Below are 16451 nucleotides of genomic sequence, written 5' to 3' on the forward strand. Positions count from 1 at the left end.
GGCTGTGGGCGGGTCAGACGTTGAAGCCGAGGCCGCATTTGTCGAGGGTGCGCAGCCACAGGTTGCGTCGGCCGTCGGTGCGGTCGGCGCGGTCGAGGGAGCGGCGGGTGAGTTGGATGCCGGTCCAGCGCACGGGCTCGGGCGGGAACGGCAGCGGCTTGTCGCGCACCATGCGCAGGCGGGTGCGTTCGGTGTCGTCGCCGTGCAGGAGGTCGAGCATGGTGTCGGCGGCGAAGCGGGTGGCGCCGACGCCGAGTCCGGTGAATCCGGCGGCGTAGGACAGGCGTTTGCCGTGTGCGCTGCCGAAGAAGACGCAGAAGCGGGTGCTGGTGTCGATGACGCCGCCCCACGTGTGGGTGAAGCGGATGCCTTCGAGTTGGGGGAAGGTCTCGAAGAACTGGCGGGCGAGGGTGGCGTACGTCCGCGGCCGGTGGTTCAGTTCGTCGCGCAGGCCGTTGGCGTAGTGGTAGATGGTGTCGTAGCCGCCCCACACGATTCGGTTGTCGTGGGTGAGGCGGTAGTAGTGGAACTGGTTGGCGGAGTCGGCGATGCCTTCGCGGCCGTGCCAGCCGATCGCCTCGCGCTGGGCGTCGGTGAGGGGTTCGGTGGCCAGGCAGTAGTCGTAGACCGGAATGACGTAGGCGCGCACGCGGCGCAGCGGGGAGGGGAACGCGTTGGTGGCCAGCGCGATGTGGCGTGCGGTTACTCGGCCGTAGGGGGTGCGTACGTCGCTGGTGTGTTCGCCGGCGGTGAGGCCCTGTACGGGGGTGTTCTCGTGGATGCGCACTCCGAGGTCGAGGCAGGCGCGGCGTAGTCCCCAGGCGAGGCGGGCGGGTTCGACCAGGGCGGTGCCGTGGGGTTCCCACAGTGCGCCGAGGTAGGTGGGGGAATCGACGCGGGCGCGGGTGGCGTCGGCGTCCAGGACGGTGACGTCGTTGCCGTAGGAGGTTTCCAGTTCGGCGCGGGCTCGCAGGTCGTCGAGCTGCCAGGGTTGGGTGGCGACGTCGAGTTCGCCGGTGCGTTCGAAGGCGCAGTCGATGCCGTAGGTGTCGACGGCGGCGCCGATCGCGTCGAGGTTGTCGACGCCGAGGCGCTCCAGGGTGCGGATCTCGTCGGGCCAGCGGTCGTGGCCGTTGAGGAAGCCGTGGGTGAGGCTGGAGGCGACGAAGCCGCCGTTGCGGCCGGAGGCGGCCCAGCCGCAGGTGCGCGCTTCCAACAGGACGACGTCGCGGGCGGGTTCGCGTTCCTTGGCGCGCAGCGCGGTCCACAGGCCGGTGTAGCCGCCGCCGACCACGACCAGGTCGGCGGTCGCGGCGCCGGTCAACGCGGGGGCGGGTGCCGGCGCGGCGGGGTCGTCGAGCCACAGCGGGGTGGGCGCGGCGTCGGCAAGGGCCCGTAGATGGGTGGTGGTGCTGGTCATGTGCGCTGTTCCTCGTGGTCGCAGGTGGTTCGGCGAGGCGGGCGGTGTGGGGTCCGGTCATCCGGGGGTGGGTTTGGTGATCCGGTACGCCTTGCGGAGGGTTTCGTGGACGGTCCACACGGCGTGGGTGCCGGCGCGCATGAGGCCGACGTCGCCGGGTTTGACGTCGAGGGTGGGGCCGTTGCGGACGTCGATCGTGGCGCGGCCGGCGAGCACGACGAACATCTCGTCGGCCTCGACGCCGGCGGCCGACCCGGGGGTCATCTGCCACAGGCCGTGCTCGGCGTGGTCGTCCTCGCGCAGGACCGCGAACGACGTGACGGGGTCTCCCGACAGGACGTCGGCGGGGTCGATCGGCAACGGCGTGAGGGGGTGGTCGGGTGCGTGGGTGACGGTGATGTCGGCGTCCGGTGTGGGCGCGTGGTCCATGGGGTCCTCACAGTGGTTCGCGGTCGGGGGCGATGGATCGCGGGGTGCGGTGGATCGATGCGGGGGTGGCGTGCGTTCGCCCGCCGTCGACGTCCGGGCCCCGCCCGCACCCTGCTTGTTGTACGCCCGCCAAACAACGTTGTTTGGCAGTGACCCAATAGGATGCGGGGCATGGTGTCAAGTGCTGGGGCGCGAAAGGACCGAACGGGCACGTCGGCGGATGCACGACGTCGTCTGCCACCGGAGGAACGGCGCGAGACGATCCTGCGCGCGACCGTGCGCCTGGGGCTGACGGGAGGCTTGGACCGGTTGACCTCGCGACAGATCGCCGTCGAGGCCGGCGTCACCGGCGGACTGGTCAACCACTACTTCCCGAACATGGACGACCTGGTCGCCGCCGCGTTCGCACTCGCCGCCACCGAGGAGATCCACGCGACCTTCGCCGACGTCGAACAGCGCCCCACCCCGCCGGCCCGCCTGCGCAGGCTGATCGACCTGTACTTCGCCGAGGAGGGCTACGAGGTCAACCGGCTGTGGCTGGACGCCTGGAGCATGGCCCCGCGCCGCCCCGCGCTCCTCGCGGAGGTGGAACGCCAGATGGACCACTGGGTCGAACGCCTGGCCCCCCTGATCACGGAGGGCGTCGAACGCGGCGCCTTCCGCACCCCCGACCCCACCGCCTCGGCCCGCCGCCTCCTGGCCCTGCTCGACGGCGCCGCCCTGCACACCGTCCTGCACCGCGCCGTCGACGCCGACGACACCCGCTCCCTCATCCTCGCCGCCGCCGAACACGAACTGCGCACCGCGCCGGGCACGTTGCGCGACACACGCTCCTGACATCGAACGGCGGCGGCCGGGATCGATCCCGGCCATCCAAGATCACGAGGATGCGGGTGCGCAGCCGGGAGATGTGCCTCCGGGACAGCCCCAAGCGCTCGCCGACCTGGGCCCGGGTCATGTCCTGGCCGAAGCGCATGGACAGATGTCGCATGGGCATTCCGGCGTGGCCGCGATGGCGGGTTCGAGGGGGCGCGCAGGCGTTCGCTGGTGCGGGGTTTGTCCGAGTCGGTGGTGGGCCGCCGCCGGCGTTCGAGGCTCCACGAGGGAGGGCTTCCGGCGAGACGAACGTGTTGCTCGGCGAAAAAGCGCCCTGCGGCGGCGGACCGGGGAGAGGGACTCGGGTCGAGTCTGCCGGGCTTGCGTCCCCGAGTGGGTCGGGGCGCCTCGAGGTCGTTGGGAGGGAAGTTCAGGCTCGAAACCGGATCGCGATGAATGATTGTGGGCTTTGAACTTCGGTGACCTGCGGCTTTGTGGGGACGGGGCGGAAAACCGGGCTTCGAGTGCCGGTTCCGGGCGCTCCGATCACCTCGGCGCCGGCGAGGAGGCTGAAACTGCCCAGCCGGGGCGGGCTTCGGGCGCCGCGACCCCGCAGAGGCCGTCAAGGAGGAGACCGAAAGTGCCCAACGGGCCGAAACCGGATCCCGAGGCACCCGAAACCGCCACCGCTCGCGCTGACCTGCGGTTTTCTCTCACATCGAGGCTCCGGCACCCCACGCAATCCGGGTTCGTGAACCTCGTCACCCACACGCCACCGCTCGCCGGAAACACCCGGCCCACTCGAAAAGGCGACCCGGAGAACTCAACCCGAGCCCCCTCTCCACCCCCGTCGCCGGCCGGTTTTCGGTGAGCAACACGCGCGCCTCACCGGAAATCCCCAGCCCCGGAGCCCCGAACGCCGACGGCCACCCACCACCGACTCGGACGGACCCCGCACCAACCCACGCAACCCAAGGCGCAACGCCCGCCGAGGACACCCGACCCACTCGGGAACGCAAGCCCGGCAGCCCCAACCCGAGCCCCCTCCCCGACCCGCCGCTGCAGGCCGCCTTTTCGCCGACCAACACACCCGTCTCGCCGGAAGCACCAAGTGCTGACGAAGGGTCGACGGGCAAGCCGAGAAGCCGTCCTACGTTCCAGGGGCGGACCGCGGCCCCGGCCCCCGGCAGGGGCGGGGTCGGGCGGCTTGGCCGTGTCCGTCCGTGCCGGGGTGGCCGCCGCGCAGCGGGCCGGGGCGTCGTCGGTTTCGATCGCCGCCAGTGCGTGGTCGACGTCGTCGTGTTCGGCGATGACGAGGGACAGGCCGGTCACGCGCAGCATCCTGCGAAAGCGCTCGGGTGGGGCCGCGACGGCGATGCTGCCCCGGTGGGCGCGGGTGCGGTGGTGGAGGGCGACCAGGACGGCCAGGCCGGTGGAGTCGGAAAACCGCAAACCGGCCAGGTTCAACACCACATGGTGGAGCCCTCGGTCGATCAGTTCGAAGCCGCGTCCGCGCAGTCGGGGTGCGGTGTGGTGGTCGAGATGTCCGCGAACGTCGACGACCACGGCACCCGGACGTGGGGTATGCACGGTCAAAACGAGGTCTGATTCGGCCACGCTCATCGGATCGCCGCCTTGCTCATCGGGGAGGTCCACATCGTTGTACTCGATGGTGTGGCCGTGTCGCACGGCCGCAATGTCGCATGCGGGTGCGGACGGTTGTTCGCCCGCGCCGTGTTGTTCCACCCCACGTGGTGCTGAGCGTGTCCGGCCGCGGCGGACTCGGCGGGGTTAGGAGTCGAGGGTGTCGACCCTGGCGTCGGCCGCGTTGGTCCGCACCGATTCGATGCCCTTGAGACAGGCGGCCTTGGTCTCGTAGGCCTCACCGGTGGCGATGATCTCGCCGTTGCCCGCCTTGAGCCGGAACCTGAACCTGCCACCGTTGTCCGTGTACACCTCGAACTTGCCTGCCATGGGATTCACCCGGCCTCTCGGTTCGTGCGGGCACCGAGTCGATGACGCCGGTCCCCGCGGATACAGGTCACAAAGGAACGTCCGAGCACGTCGGCCTCGCCGAACGTCGCTCCCGACGCGACGCCGGACGCCGACTACGGCATGCCGGCGGGCCCGGTGCCCGGCGCGCCCAGGGTGCCCGGAACGCCCGGCGCGCCCGGCGCCGTGTTGCCGTAGTAGTCGCCGGTACGGGCGCGGTGGTCGTGGTCGTCCAGGTGCTTGTCCTTGTCGAACTCGGGTGAGTTCTTTATCTCTTCCTTGGTGCGCGAGACGTGGACGACCTTGTTCTCGGTGTCGATGCTCTCGATCGTGCCCGCGGGAAGCAGCACGTGCCTGCCGAAGATCCACACCCCCGTGTCCACCACCAGGTACGACGCGTCGACCTCGTCGTTGTGCTTGTCCACCTTGCCGATGTGACCGTCGGTGGCATCGACCTTGTAGCCGGCCAGACTCGTACCCGCGGTGTAACCGGACTCGCGACGGTGACCCCACACATTGTCCCCGGTACTCAACAGAAACCCTCCTCGGATATCGACGACGACCCCCACGGCGGACGGCAACCCGCCCCCGCCGCCCGGGACTCGTCCGTGCAATGGTTCGGCGCACGCCTGCCCCGCCGCACCCACTCCACACCCGTCGCAGGGAAGGAACGGCTTTCGAGACTGCCCGGGATGCCTTCCGGCGGCCGCCCCGACGCCTCGCCGGGTCGTCGTGAACGCGCGCGACGCCCTCGGATCGGCCCGCGCACCAGGCCCGTGACGCTTCACCCGGTTGTGTGAGGATGGCGCCCATGACCACTGAGCGTTTCGAAGTGCGGCGCAGATTCTCCGTGGCGCCCGCGGCGGTGTTCGCGGTGCTGTGTGACCCGCGCGGGCACGTGGCGATCGACAGTTCAGGGATGCTCCAGTCCGCCGAGGGCGGCACCGTGACCGGGGTGGGGGACGAGTTCGTCGTCCACATGGACCGCGAGGCGCTCAACGACTACCCCCTCGGCAGGTACGACGTCACCGTCGTCATCACCGAGTTCGAGCGGGACGCCCACATCCAGTGGACGATCAGGGGTGTGATCCAACCCCCGCTGCGACACCTGTACGGCTACCGGCTGGAGGCGGACACCGAGGGCGGCACCCTGGTGACCTCCTACTACGACTGGAGCCAAATCGACGAGGCGTACCGGGACAAGGGCGTCTTCCCGGTCATCCCCGAAGCCGCCCTGCGCGCCACCCTGGGCATCCTCGCCCGCACCGTCGAGCAGCCGCTCGCGTCGGGCGGATAGGACGCCCGCGATCCGGACGACCTGATGCCTGGTGGTCGTGGCATCGGGTTTCGGCGGGGACGGCGCGCTCGCCCCCACCGGCTGCGGGTGGACGCACCCGTCGGCCGAGACCTCGCACTTCGCCATGCCGCTCTGCGGATAATGTGTTGCCGTGGCCCGACCGCTCGTGCCACGGCGCGGTCGGCGTCGGCCTTCCGCGGGGTTCTGCGCGACGAACGATCGCGATCGGCGACCGAGGCGAGGGTGCGATGACCGAAGATGTGGGCACAGGCGGAGTACCCACCGCGCGCGGAGGACACTCGCCACAGCCGGTCGAGGACGGGGAACTGCGGCAGCTTCTGGCCGGGTTGACCGCCGTGCGCGACGGTGACTTCGGCACCCGGTTGCCCGGCAGCGGCGACGGTCTCATGGGCGAGATCGCCGATGTGTTCAACGGCATGGTCGACCAGTTGGCCGTGTTCACCTCCGAGGTCACGCGGGTGGCCCGGGAGGTGGGGTCGGAAGGCGCGCTGGGCGGGCAGGCGCACGTGCCGGGCGTGTCCGGGACGTGGGCGGATCTGACCGACTCGGTGAACGCGATGGCCGGGAACCTCACGGACCAGGTGCGCAATGTCGCGCAGGTGACGACGGCGGTCGCGTTGGGCGACCTGTCGCAGAAGATCACCGTGGACGCGCGCGGGGAGATCCTGGAGCTGAAGAACACCATCAACACGATGGTGGACCAGCTCTCCGCGTTCGCCGACGAGGTCACCCGCGTCGCCCGCGAGGTCGGCACCGACGGGCGCTTGGGCGGACAGGCCGACGTCAAGGGCGTCTCCGGCACCTGGCGCGACCTGACCGACTCGGTGAACTTCATGGCCGGGAACCTCACGTCCCAGGTCCGTTCGATCGCGCAGGTCGCCACGGCGGTGGCGCGCGGCGACCTGTCGCAAAAGGTCCGGGTGGACGCGCGCGGGGAGATCCTGGAGTTGAAGGAGACCATCAACACGATGGTCGACCAGCTCTCCGCGTTCGCCGACGAGGTCACCCGCGTCGCCCGCGAGGTCGGCACCGACGGGCGCTTGGGCGGACAGGCCGACGTCAAGGGCGTCTCCGGCACCTGGAAGGACCTCACGGAATCCGTCAACGTCATGGCGGACAACCTCACCGCGCAGGTGCGTTCCATCGCCGAGGTGACCACCGCCGTCGCACAGGGTGACCTGTCGCAGAAGATCCGGGTGGACGCGCGCGGGGAGATCCTGGAGTTGAAGGAGACCATCAACACGATGGTCGACCAGCTCTCCGCGTTCGCCGACGAGGTCACCCGCGTCGCCCGCGAGGTCGGCACCGAGGGCAACCTCGGCGGCCAGGCCACCGTGCGCGGCGCCTCCGGTACCTGGAAGGACCTCACCGACAACGTCAACGTGATGGCGTCCAACCTCACCGGTCAGGTGCGCTCCATCGCCCAGGTCGCCACCGCGGTCGCGCGCGGCGACCTCTCCCGCAAGATCACGGTCGAGGCGAAGGGCGAGGTCGCCGCCCTCGCCGAGGTCATCAACACCATGGTCGACACCCTGTCCGCGTTCGCCGACGAGGTCACCCGCGTCGCCCGCGAGGTCGGCACGGAGGGCATCCTCGGCGGTCAGGCCCGCGTGCCCAATGTCGCCGGAACGTGGAAGGACCTGACCGACAACGTCAACTCGATGGCGAACAACCTCACCGGGCAGGTCCGCAACATCGCCCAGGTCACCACCGCGGTGGCCAACGGCGACCTGTCGAAGAAGATCGACGTCGACGCCCGCGGGGAGATCCTGGAGCTGAAGACGACCATCAACACGATGGTCGACCAACTCTCCTCCTTCGCCGCCGAGGTCACCCGCGTGGCCCGCGAGGTCGGCAGCGAGGGCCGGCTCGGCGGGCAGGCCGAGGTCGAGGGCGTCTCGGGCACGTGGAAGCGGCTCACCGAGAACGTCAACGAACTCGCCGGCAACCTCACCCGCCAGGTCCGCGCGATCGCCGAGGTCGCCAGCGCCGTCGCCGAGGGCGACCTGACCCGGTCGATCACCGTGGACGCCTCCGGCGAGGTCGCCGAACTCAAGGACAACATCAACGCCATGGTCGGGTCGCTGCGCGAGACCACCCGCGCCAACGAGGAACAGGACTGGCTCAAGTCCAACCTCGCCCGCGTGTCCGCGCTCATGCAGGGCCACCGCGACCTGGCGGTCGTCGCCGAACTCGTCATGGACGAACTCACCCCCCTGGTCTCCGCCCAATACGGTGCCTTCTACCTCGCCGAGGACGGCGGGACGGGAACCGGACTGCGCCTGATCGGCTCGTACGGGCTCGGGGTGGACGACGCCCACGCCTCGCTCATCCCGCCGGGGCGCACGCTGGTGGGCCAGGCCGCCCGCAGCCGGCGCACCCTCGCCGTGAGCGACATCCCGGCCGACTACGTGATCTCCTCCGGTCTCGGCCGCGCCGCGCCCACCGCGCTGATCGTGTTGCCGATCGTGGTGGAGGACCAGGTGCTCGGGGTCATCGAACTGGCGTCGATCACCGCGTTCACCGCCGTACACCGCGACTTCCTCGACCAGTTGATGGAGACCGTCGGCGTCAACGTCAACACCATCGTCGCCAACGCCCGCACCGACGAACTCCTCGCCGAGTCCCAGCGCCTGGCCGGCGAACTGAGCGTGCGATCCGAGGAATTGCAGCACCAGCAGGAGGAACTCCAGCACTCCAACGAGGAATTGGAGGACAAGGCCGCGCTCCTGGCGTCGCAGAACCGCGACATCGAGGCCAAGAACCTTCAGATCGAACAGGCCCGCCAGGAACTGGAGGACCGGGCCCGTCAGTTGACGCTCGCGTCCAAGTACAAGTCGGAGTTCCTGGCGAACATGAGCCACGAACTGCGCACTCCCCTCAACAGCCTGCTCATCCTCGCCCAACTGCTCGCGCAGAACCCCACCCGCAACCTCAGCCCCAAGCAGGTGGAATACGCGGGCATCATCCACTCCGCCGGCTCGGACCTGCTGCAACTGATCAACGACATCCTCGATCTGTCCAAGGTCGAGGCCGGGAAGATGGACGTGCACACCGAACGGGTGTCGCTGCGCCGACTCCTCGACTACGTCGAGGCGACGTTCCGGCCGATGACCATGCAAAAGAGCCTGACCTTCGACATCGTCACCGGCCCCGGCGTGCCGGCCGACCTGCTCACCGACGACTCACGCCTGCGGCAGATCCTGCGCAACCTGCTGTCCAACGCGGTCAAGTTCACCGACCGCGGCCACATAGCGCTGCGCACGGAGCGGGCCGCCGACAACGAGATCCCCGAAGGCGTGCACCGGGGCGACGTCGTGGTGGCCTTCCGCGTGCGCGACACCGGGGTGGGCATCGCCGAACACCAACTAGAGACGATCTTCGGCGCGTTCCAACAGGCCGACGGCACCACCAGCCGCAAGTACGGCGGAACCGGCCTCGGGCTGTCGATCAGCCGCGAGATCGCCACCCTGCTCGGCGGCGCCATCACCGCCGACAGCACCCCCGGACAGGGCAGCACCTTCACCCTGTACCTGCCCGCCGTGCACACCGGCGCCGCCGCGTCGCCACCCGAGACGCAGACCATCGCCATCACCGCCTCCGCCACGGAGACCCACCCCCTGCGACGGGCGAGCGAGGAATCCCCCCGGCCCGGCGGCCGCCGCGTGCTCGTGGTCGAGGAACGCGTCCAGGGTCTGCTGGGCCTGGTGACGATGAGCGCCGTCGCCGACATCACCTCGGACACGCACTTCACGGGTGTCGATGTCGAGGTGTTGACCGTCGTGGACGCGCAGGAGGCCGCCAGTACGCTGGCGACAGTCCCCTGTCACTGCGTGGTCCTGGACCTGGACATGCCCGGCGGCCAGGCGCTGGCCCTGCTCGACGCGCTCGATGCCGACCCCGCGTCGGCGAACGTGCCCGTCCTGGCCCACAACACCCGCCGCCTTCCCCGGGAACAGGCCCGTGCGCTCCAGTCGCGCGCCGACACCAGGCCTTTGGAACTGCTGTCCGGTCTGGACGAGTTGCGCGAACGCATCGCGCTGCACCTGTCCGCCGAGCAACCCGGCGACGTACTGCCCCTCGTCGACCCCGCGCAACGCCGCCACCATGCGGCACCCACCGTCGACGGCGCCCTCGCCGACCGCACCGTCCTGATCGTCGACGACGACGCGCGCAACCTGTACGCGCTCAGCAACATCCTCGAACTCCACGCCGTCAACGTCCTGCACGCGGAGAACGGCCGCGAAGGCATCACCACCCTCGTCGAACACCCCGAGATCGACCTCGTCCTGATGGACGTGATGATGCCCGAAATGGACGGCTACACCGCAACCGCCGAGATCCGGCGCATGGCCCGGCACGCCGACCTGCCGATCATCATGGTCACCGCCAAGGCGATGCCCGGCGACCGCGACAACAGCCTCGCCGCCGGAGCCAGCGACTACGTCACCAAACCCGTCGACACCGACGACCTCCTCGCCGTCCTGCGCCGCCACCTCGCCCCCTCCTGAGCCCGCCGTCCCCACCACCGTCTCGGGAGCGAACAGTCCTGTGAACAACTCCTCGTCTCCGCACGAGTCGTCGGTCCCGGCACTCCAGGCCGGTGCCGGCCCCGCGGAACCCACATCCGTGGACGAGAGCGCGGCCCTGGTCGCCGCGCGTACCGACGCCTCCAATGCGGGCTCGCTCGAAACGCCGTCCGACACCGCACCGGAGCTGGGTCGCCTCGCTTCGACCGTTGAACGTCTGCGCCGCGAGATCCAGGCCGCACACGCCGAGGCGGACGGACGGGCACTGATCGAGACGGCCAAGGGCATCCTCATGGAACGGCTGCGCTGCAGCCCCACCGAGGCCGCCCGACAACTCGCCACCCTGGCCAAACACGCCGGCGTGACCGTCATGGAACTCGCCGCCGACATCCTCGACCGCACCGCTGCGGACCGCCTCACCGAAGCCGCCTGCGAGTTCGTGGCGGAGACCGCCGCGCCCGCCCCCGACACGCCCGGCGCCTCGGGGAGCGTGAGCATGCGCCTGCGCACCGCCGAAAGCGGCGCATGCGCCGCCGGTGACACCCAGGCCGCGGCCCAATCCCTCCTCGAACACGCCCTCACCCCCCTGGGCGCCACCGCCGTCGCCGTCTGGGCCGTCGCCCCCGACGCCTCCCTCACCCTCGCCGGCAGCGCCGGATTCACCGAGCAGGAGGCCGGCCGCTGGCGACACGTCCCACCCGGCGTCGCGACCATCGCCCGCCAGGCCCTCACCAACCTCGACTGGACCTGGACCCCGGCCCTGTCCCGGGCCGGGACACCCTCCATCGGCCGACACGACCTCACCGGCGCCCGCGCCGCCGTGCCCGCCGGCACCGGCGGGCGCGTCCTCGGCATCCTGGAGGTCTGCTGGCCACACCCGCTGCCGGAGCAATCTCCGCGGCTGCGCCGCCAGATCGAGGCCCTGGCCGAATTGTGCGCGCACACCCTCGAAACCCACCCGGCACCGAGCGACCCCACCGCCGAGCACTCCGCCACCGTCGACCTCGTCGAGATCGCAGACAGCCTCCACGACCCGGCCCTGGTCCTCGTCCCGCACCTGGACGAACACCAGCGACTCGTCGACTTCCGCGTGCACCACGTCAACGCCCGCTTCCTCGACCCCGCCGGACGCCCGGCGAACCGGATCAACGGCGCCCTGCTCCTGGAGGCGTACCCCCTGGCCGCCGCCCCCGGCGGGCTGTACGACATCGTCGAACGTGTCCACGCCACCGGCGAGTCCTACCGCGCCGAAAGCGTCACGCTCACCGCCCTCGTCGACCAGGTCCGCCTCGACGCGATAGCCGACGTCGCCGTCAGCCGGCACGCGAACGCCATCCTGCTCATCTGGCGCATCGAACAGGAGGCGGCCCGTCTCGCCCGCCTGCTCCAACATGCCCAACGCCTGGGACGCATCGGCGGCTTCGAGGAAGACCTCACCACCGGCGCGGTCACCTGGAACGACTCCCTGTTCACCCTGCACGGCCTGCCCACCACGGCGATCCCCGTGGCCCTGGCCGACCTGCCGCGGCACGCACACCCCGACGACACCGCCGCGCTCACCCGATTCCTGCACACCCTGGTACACCGGCGCCGGCACGCCACCGTCTCCTTCCGCCTGGAACGCAGCGACGGCGTCACCCGACGCATCCGCATCGTCGCCGAACCCGTCCTGGACGCCGACGACCGACTGTTGGCCATCCGCGGCGCCTACCAGGACGTGTCCGCGCAGCACTGGACCGAAGTGGCCCTCGCGGCCACCCGCGACCGCCTCGCGCACAGCGAACAACAGGTGGGCGAACAAAACCGCCTCGCCCGGCAACTCCAGCACGCGATCATGCCGCCCGCCCACGCGCCCCTGAACGCCGAGGGCCTGCATGTGGCCGTGCGCTACCGCCCCGCCGAATCCGACACCGCCGTCGGCGGCGACTGGTACGACACCCTCGTCCTGCCGTCCAAGCAGGTTCTGCTGTGCGTCGGCGACGTCGCCGGCCACGGCATCCACGCCGCCACCAGCATGATCGTCCTGCGCAACGCGCTTCGCGGCCTGGCCATCACCGGCGCCGGCCCCGCGCAACTGCTCACCTGGCTCAACACCGTCACCCACCACCTGACCGACGACGTCACCGCAACCGCCATCTGCGCCCTGTACGACCCGGGCAGCCGCACCATGCGCTGGGCCCGTGCGGGGCACCTGCCCCCTCTGTGGATCCGCGACCGCACCGCCCACCACCTGCCCCTGCTGAGCGGACCCCTCCTGGGCGCGTTCGCCGAGGCCACCTACGACGAGGACGAGATCCGCCTCGACCCGGACGACACCCTCCTGCTCTACACCGACGGCCTGATCGAACGCCGCGACCACTCCCTCGAAAGCTCCCTCGCCCAACTCCTGTCCACCGCGCACGCCGGCGCTCCCACCCTGGACGACCGCCTCGACCGGATCCTCACCCACAGCCGCGCCGACACCGACGACGACACCTGCGTGGTGGGCATCCAGATCACCTGAGAACCGCCCGACGACACGGCGCAGCCGGGTGTCCTCATTGCGGACCCCGGCAACCCTGGCGAGCGGTTTCGTCGTAGTCTGCGATCATGACCGACGCCGTTACCCCGACCCCGTCCGAAGCCGTCGAATTGCTGCTGGCCGGCAACCGGCGGTTCGTCGCCGGTGCCCCTCGGCATCCGAATCAGAACGCCGCGCGCCGCGCGGAGACCGCACCCGGACAGCGGCCGTTCGCGGTGCTCTTCGGCTGCTCCGACTCGCGTCTGGCCGCCGAGATCATCTTCGACCGGGGCCTGGGAGACCTGTTCGTCGTACGCACCGCAGGCCACGTGGCGGGTCCGGAGGTGCTGGGCAGCATCGAGTACGGCGTGAGCGTCCTGGACTGCCCGCTGGTCGTGGTGCTCGGGCACGACTCGTGCGGCGCGGTCGCGGCCGCCCGTGCCGCCGTGAGCGACGGCGTCGCCGCCACCGGGTATGTGCGCGACGTCATCGAACGCGTGACTCCCAGCATCCTGGCCGCGCGCGCGGCCGGGCTCACCCACGAGGACGACATCATCGCCGAGCACATAAGGCACAGCGTCGACCTCCTCTTGGACCGCTCGCGAGAACTCGCCGAGCGCGTCGCCGCAGGACGGACGGCCGTGGTGGGCCTGTCCTACCGGCTGGCCGACGGCAGCGCCCGGCTCGTCACGGCCCACGGCCTGCCCGCCGAAACGAGGGTCCCGAACCCGGCCACCTGAACCGCGACTCCCGACGCGTCCCGACCGGGCGATGCCGGCCGGTCGGGAGGCGTCGGGGCGCGTGACGTCGCCCGTGCGGCACGGGAGATGCGCGTCGCACACGGCGCACACCGCGTCGTGGGAGTCGACCGTGCCCACCGCTTCTCTCCTGCTCGGTGACGGCCGGGCAGGAGGCGAAGGACGTCAGTAGCGGAAGGTGCGGGCTCGCATCATCTGTCGTAGGCGTTCGTTGCGTGTGTGTCGCGGTCGGACGCGCTCCCGAAGGGCGCGTGCCTCCACGAGTTCGCGAAGGAACACGGTCCGCCTCCGGCGCCGGTCCTCCTGAGCCTGCCGACGTCGGGTCACCGTCGTACGGCGTTCCGGCTCGTCCATTGCTCACACCTCACGGTCTCGACATGAATTCCGTGAGCCGGCCCGATCCGCTCGAGAAGCGTGGACCCGCTCACGCCACCGTCGCGGTTCTGCCCGGATGCTCGGGGTTCAGTCATCCCGGGCGTGCGGGCCGCGCCGGCCCGGTGGTGCACGCAGAGCCTCGACGCACGCCCCGAGCCTGCTGTCAGCTCGCGGCGTGCGGGTCGGTTTGCCCGGGTGGACGGAAGCAGGCGTATATCGCCTTGCCACCGGCGTGCGTGAGCGTCTCCCACTCGTCCGCCACCGCATCGACTATGGCAAGTCCGCGGCCGGAGACCCTTGTTGTGTCGTGATCGCGTGGGGTTGGCAGCCCCGGTCCGGTGTCGCTGACGTAGACGTGCAGGCACCGTCTGTCCCATGACAGGACGAGATGCGCGGTGCTGTGCGCATGTACGTGCGCGTTGGTCAGCAGTTCGGAAACGGCGAGGACGACATCGTCCACGGTCTCGGGAGCATCCCGCATCCACTCCAGGGACGCGAGGTGCTCTCGTGTCCATCGCCGTCCCGCCTCCACCCCGCCACTCACGGGGAAGGCCTTCGCCCACCCCACCGCGCGCATACCCTCGGCCATGATTGCCCTTTCGCCGCGTCTTTGTCCCGAAACGCCTACCCGTGACTGCGCCTTGCACGCGAAGCCCGCGCGAACTCGGCCATGGCCCAGCCGGGCAGCTCGCTTGCGGCTCGGTCGATCCGCTCCGGAGCAACCCTGCGCGGCCGCCGGAAGGACGGCCGTGATCGGTCGTGCCGAGCTCGACGCCCATTGCCGTTGCCATGACGCAGAGGCTCCGGAAACGAGGCACGGTCTCCGCATAAGGGGTAAGAGGATGAAAGGACGGATCGAGGCTCTTCATACCCGGGACCGGAACCCGGCCGTTACACCCACCCTTTCGGCCGTAAATCCTTACGCCGGAAGGCTGAAAGATAACGATCGTTGTGTGGCCGGCGAGGCATTCTCAGTAGGGTGTCCGTGCGGCAAGGAGAGAAGGCGATCCGGAGTCGTCACCCGGCACGAAGAGAGACGGCTCCGGCAGAATGACATCCGCCCGCTAGGCACCATGACGACGGGAACTCTTTTCCCCTCTGCCGACGTCTCGCCTGGCGAGCCCGTGCACAAGGCTCACCGAGGACCCGTAAGAAACAAGGACACCGGAAATCAATCACCCCTATGGCGCACATCCGTTCCGATGGTGTTCATCGTTTCCCGAGTGTGAAACTTTACGGATCCGCCGCCTTCACGTTTCCTCTCGCGAGCGCGAGGCGTTCCTTTCCATTGGGGGAATGGATGCTCGTCCCCCGCGCGACCACCTTGCTCAACCGGGCACCGCACGCTCATCTGGTGCGATCGGGAGAATGTGTTCGACTTCGCCACTGCACCATCGAGATGGAGCAATTCGCCCTTTCGATGGTGATGATCTCGGCCGCGTTCTCGCGCCGCCTCGAAGACATCGTGAGCAACCGACAATCGTGACGCCCGGAATATTTCGGCGACACCTGTTCGAACCGCTCACCGCACACAGTAACGAGTGAGGAACATGTACGACGGCTTCGGACACGACCTCTCCCACTCGCCCACCATCCCGACTCCGCACGACGCCGTTCCCCCGCTTCTCGGCCCCGAGGACTGGCCGACGCTCGAAACGGGCGCGCCCTCCGCCGCCTCTTCCGGGTCCGAAGCGGCGGAGGAGGAACGGCGGTTCGAGGCAGAGCTCGCCCGACTCCTGGAACGACCCGCTTCGAGCGCGCCCACAGCCGCCTCCGACGCGCTTCCCACAGTCGGGATCGGAACCCCGGTCGGTCACCGCCGCCGTACCTCGACGACCGGCAAGCCGGCCCGGCAACCGGCCACCGGTGCGACGGCGTTGGACCGGCTCAGCCACACCATGGTCGCGGCCACCATCGTCCTGGTCACCACGATCAGCCTCCTCGGCGCGGCAGTTACCCTGGAACCCTTGCGCCACGCCGCCGCCACCGAACGCGGCACCGCCCGCTGGTGGCCCGTGCTCGTCCACGGCCCATGGATCGTGGCCTGCCTGTCGATCGTGCGCTCCAGCCTCCACTATCACCGAGCGGTGCACGCCTGGATCGTGGCCATCACCTTCGCCGGCCTGTCCATGGCGCTCGCCGTCACCGACGCGCCCAAGAACCCCCATGGCATCGTCACCGCCACTCTCCCCGCCATCGCCATGACCGCCTGCCTGCACCAACTCGTCCGCCAGATCACCCTCACCCGGCCACCCCGGCGAACCAATCGAAGCCCACGTTCCCGCCTGTAGCCGATCGTCGGGGCCCTCGGCGA

General features: G+C 70.1%; 14 protein-coding genes. 7 read left to right on the plus strand and 7 right to left on the minus strand.

The window, feature by feature from the left end; translation table 11 throughout:
- Positions 1 to 13: 13 nt before the first annotated feature.
- Both B4N89_RS36995 and B4N89_RS37000 read right to left on the minus strand, forming a co-directional pair.
- Positions 14 to 1420 carry an NAD(P)/FAD-dependent oxidoreductase gene (locus B4N89_RS36995; protein ID WP_078980953.1) on the minus strand — a complete coding sequence of 469 codons (1407 nt, stop codon included), beginning with the start codon at positions 1418 to 1420 and terminating at the stop codon, positions 14 to 16.
- A 57-nt stretch (positions 1421 to 1477) separates the two neighbouring features.
- Positions 1478 to 1849, minus strand: a complete 372-nt coding sequence (locus tag B4N89_RS37000; protein WP_078980954.1) for a cupin domain-containing protein — start codon at positions 1847 to 1849, stop codon at positions 1478 to 1480.
- Between the two features lie 171 nt (positions 1850 to 2020).
- Here B4N89_RS37000 and B4N89_RS37005 point away from each other — a divergent pair, with 171 nt between their 5' ends.
- Positions 2021 to 2686, plus strand: a complete 666-nt coding sequence (locus tag B4N89_RS37005) for a TetR family transcriptional regulator C-terminal domain-containing protein (protein ID WP_161500950.1) — start codon at positions 2021 to 2023, stop codon at positions 2684 to 2686.
- On the opposite strand, the gene B4N89_RS37010 is transcribed toward B4N89_RS37005, so the two are convergent.
- The 4 genes from B4N89_RS37010 to B4N89_RS37025 all read right to left on the minus strand — a co-directional run bounded on the left by B4N89_RS37010 (position 2619) and on the right by B4N89_RS37025 (position 5190).
- On the minus strand, positions 2619 to 2846 hold the full coding sequence (locus B4N89_RS37010; RefSeq protein WP_078980956.1) for a sigma factor-like helix-turn-helix DNA-binding protein: 228 nt from the start codon (positions 2844 to 2846) through the stop codon (positions 2619 to 2621). The two genes, B4N89_RS37005 and B4N89_RS37010, sit on opposite strands and share 68 nt — an antisense overlap.
- Before the next feature lie 704 nt (positions 2847 to 3550).
- On the minus strand, positions 3551 to 4288 hold the full coding sequence (locus B4N89_RS53495) for an STAS domain-containing protein (protein WP_414646461.1): 738 nt from the start codon (positions 4286 to 4288) through the stop codon (positions 3551 to 3553).
- Positions 4289 to 4456: 168 nt separating this feature from the next.
- On the minus strand, positions 4457 to 4639 hold the full coding sequence (locus B4N89_RS37020; protein ID WP_078981550.1) for a YegP family protein: 183 nt from the start codon (positions 4637 to 4639) through the stop codon (positions 4457 to 4459).
- A 134-nt stretch (positions 4640 to 4773) separates the two neighbouring features.
- Positions 4774 to 5190, minus strand: a complete 417-nt coding sequence (locus B4N89_RS37025) for a PRC domain containing protein (protein WP_078980958.1) — start codon at positions 5188 to 5190, stop codon at positions 4774 to 4776.
- A gap of 278 nt (positions 5191 to 5468) precedes the next feature.
- Between B4N89_RS37025 and B4N89_RS37030 the strand changes: the two genes are divergently transcribed.
- The 4 genes from B4N89_RS37030 (at position 5469) to B4N89_RS37045 (ending at position 13744) form a co-directional block, all read left to right on the plus strand.
- Complete coding sequence (locus B4N89_RS37030; RefSeq protein WP_078980959.1) at positions 5469 to 5954, plus strand: polyketide cyclase; 486 nt, start codon at positions 5469 to 5471, stop codon at positions 5952 to 5954.
- 248 nt (positions 5955 to 6202) lie between these two features.
- Positions 6203 to 10486, plus strand: coding sequence for a HAMP domain-containing protein (locus B4N89_RS37035; protein WP_078981551.1), 4284 nt, complete (start codon positions 6203 to 6205; stop codon positions 10484 to 10486).
- Positions 10487 to 10526: 40 nt separating this feature from the next.
- Entirely contained in the window at positions 10527 to 13007 is a 2481-nt protein-coding gene (locus tag B4N89_RS37040; protein WP_078980960.1) for a SpoIIE family protein phosphatase, read from the plus strand.
- 86 nt (positions 13008 to 13093) lie between these two features.
- Complete coding sequence (locus B4N89_RS37045) at positions 13094 to 13744, plus strand: carbonic anhydrase (RefSeq protein ID WP_078980961.1); 651 nt, start codon at positions 13094 to 13096, stop codon at positions 13742 to 13744.
- Between the two features lie 556 nt (positions 13745 to 14300).
- Here the strand turns inward: B4N89_RS37045 and B4N89_RS37055 are convergent.
- Positions 14301 to 14618, minus strand: a complete 318-nt coding sequence (locus B4N89_RS37055) for an ATP-binding protein (protein WP_321170744.1) — start codon at positions 14616 to 14618, stop codon at positions 14301 to 14303.
- Between the two features lie 702 nt (positions 14619 to 15320).
- Here B4N89_RS37055 and B4N89_RS50245 point away from each other — a divergent pair.
- Both B4N89_RS50245 and B4N89_RS50890 read left to right on the plus strand, forming a co-directional pair.
- Positions 15321 to 15623, plus strand: coding sequence for a hypothetical protein (locus B4N89_RS50245; RefSeq protein ID WP_161500951.1), 303 nt, complete (start codon positions 15321 to 15323; stop codon positions 15621 to 15623).
- 64 nt (positions 15624 to 15687) lie between these two features.
- Complete coding sequence (locus B4N89_RS50890) at positions 15688 to 16428, plus strand: hypothetical protein (RefSeq protein WP_078980963.1); 741 nt, start codon at positions 15688 to 15690, stop codon at positions 16426 to 16428.
- Positions 16429 to 16451 lie beyond the last annotated feature (23 nt).

The organism is Embleya scabrispora, assembly GCF_002024165.1.
Classification (GTDB): domain Bacteria; phylum Actinomycetota; class Actinomycetes; order Streptomycetales; family Streptomycetaceae; genus Embleya; species Embleya scabrispora_A.